Raw genomic sequence first — 2,068 nt, forward strand, 5'->3', positions numbered from 1 at the left:
GAAATGTCTGTGAAGTATGTGAACCTTTATTTATTATACTGTGTAGTTCTTCTACTTCTGCCTTGGTTAATTTGATTGTATAACGTATCATTTGTTTATCCATTGATCAAATATACAAATAAATACGCCATTTTATAATTAGCATAACACTAGTAATGATTGTGAAAATGATATGATATGATAGCAGGGATTTCTTTGGACAAGATACTATTAGGAAGGGAAAATCTACCATATCTCGTGTGCCTGAAAGATCACTATCTTAAATAATTACGTTGTATGAACAGATATCAACTAAATTATGTCTCCACGCTGCAATCAGGGGATATGACTGCATTCCGGCTTCTGGTAAAGGATTTCGGGGCAACGTTACATTATTTTGCATATAGTATGGTAGGTAATGAACAGGAAGCGGAGGAAATTGTTTCCGATGTCTTTATGAAGGTATGGCAATATCGTGCCCAGCTGCCGGGGCCGGATAATATAAGATTCTATCTTTTCAGGGCTGTAAAAAATACCGCACTCAATTATATCAAAAGCAATGACCGCCGTAATGATCATCAGGCCGAGTGGGTAGTAGAGGTGCAACCTCCTGAAAATCCCAATCCGGAAGAGGTGATGATCAGCAAAGAACAGGTAACACGCATTCAGCAAACGATACAATCATTACCTCCCCGTTGCCGGCAGATCTTTACTCTTATTAAGGAGGATGGCCTTTCTTATGAAGAAGTAGCTCAGTTGCTTGACCTATCTAAGGCCACAGTGAGTACACAAATGAGACTGGCCACAAAAAAAATATGGGCAGCGTTGTCCTCCCCCATTGCTTTTTCTCACTCCTGAAAAAAAATTTTCTTCCACTTCATCATTTTTCAATTTACAGTTGTCTTTATTTATAGCAATTATCACTGAAAGATGGCACAACGATTTTGGGAACTGCTGTCACGCTACTGGAGCAAGGAGATTACCACTGAGGAATTATTAGAACTGGAATCCCTGATGCTGAGAAATCGTGATGCCTGGCTTAAAATGGGTCTTATTGATCAGGTATCATTCCATAAAATACCTATGATCTCTGAAGATACCGTTGACAATTTAGTAGTAAAAATCAGCAACCAGTCGACTATTAAAGCCGCTATGCCAAATCGGCTAAAACATTGGATTGTACGGGCATGCGTAGCCCTGGCCGGCGCCGGGTTGTTCTTAGCGCACTATCTGTACAGTAAACGAGATGATACTTACAAACAAGTAATCACGGAGATGGGAATGAAAACCAAAATGCGGCTGCCAGATGGCAGTACCATCTGGCTAAATGCAGATAGCCGTCTCCGCTATTCCGGCAACTTTGGTAAAAACAACCGCGAGGTATATCTCGGCGGCGAAGCCTATTTTGACATTAAACCGATGGCGGGCATACCTTTTATCATCCATACCAGTAAAATGGATATTAAAGTGTTAGGAACAGAATTCAATATACGTTCCTACGATGATGAATCATACGCAGAGACGGCCCTTGTAAAAGGCACAGTGGAAGTAATTCTTAAGGAGAACGATCATCGGGAGAATATTATACTGAAACCGAATCAGAAAATCGTCTGGAGAAGAATAAACAATGCATCTAAAGTTACCGCGAGTACACAATCAACCATCAAAGTGGAGCGTCAGCCATTATCAATGCTAACCGGCGACAGCAGCCTTACCGAAGAAACTGCCTGGATGAGTAACCACCTGGTTTTTCACAACGAAACACTGGAGGCATTGTCGCACCGCCTGGAACGCTGGTACGGTATGAAAGTAATCATCCGGAACCAGGAGCTGAAAGAACGCAGGTTTTCAGGTCGCGCCGACAACCTGCCTGCTGAAAAGCTACTGGACCTCTTACAAAAGATAGTACCATTTGAGTATACGATCAAGGATAATATTTTAGTTATTCAATCATTGTTGTCCGGTAAAAAATATACATGTTCTGGTGTAATTCATACCGGTTATGGATTACACCCGTTTTTAAATTATCAGCTATTGTAGGTAGCTCCCCTCTATGGAGAACTGCAAACCGGATTATTTATCCTGCGCC

At 41.3% G+C, this 2,068-nt stretch carries 2 protein-coding genes; both read left to right on the top strand.

Features of this window, described 5'->3' with window-relative positions; translation table 11 throughout:
* The first annotated feature begins 276 nt into the window (after nt 1–276).
* Entirely contained in the window at nt 277–837 is a 561-nt protein-coding gene (locus VM802_RS12995; protein WP_325531087.1) for an RNA polymerase sigma factor, read from the top strand.
* Nucleotides 838–909: 72 nt separating this feature from the next.
* Complete coding sequence (locus VM802_RS13000; protein ID WP_325531089.1) at nt 910–2,019, top strand: FecR family protein; 1,110 nt, start codon at nt 910–912, stop codon at nt 2,017–2,019.
* Nucleotides 2,020–2,068 lie beyond the last annotated feature (49 nt).

Origin of the sequence: Chitinophaga sp., from assembly GCF_035538455.1 — a bacterium.
In the GTDB taxonomy this organism is placed as follows: Bacteria; Bacteroidota; Bacteroidia; order Chitinophagales; family Chitinophagaceae; genus Chitinophaga.

Excerpts from the sequence above, each read along its gene's own strand:
- VM802_RS12995 (WP_325531087.1), top strand. The coding sequence starts at position 277 with ATGAACAGATATCAACTAAATTATGTCTCCACGCTGCAATCAGGGGAT.
- VM802_RS13000 (WP_325531089.1), top strand. The coding sequence starts at position 910 with ATGGCACAACGATTTTGGGAACTGCTGTCACGCTACTGGAGCAAGGAG.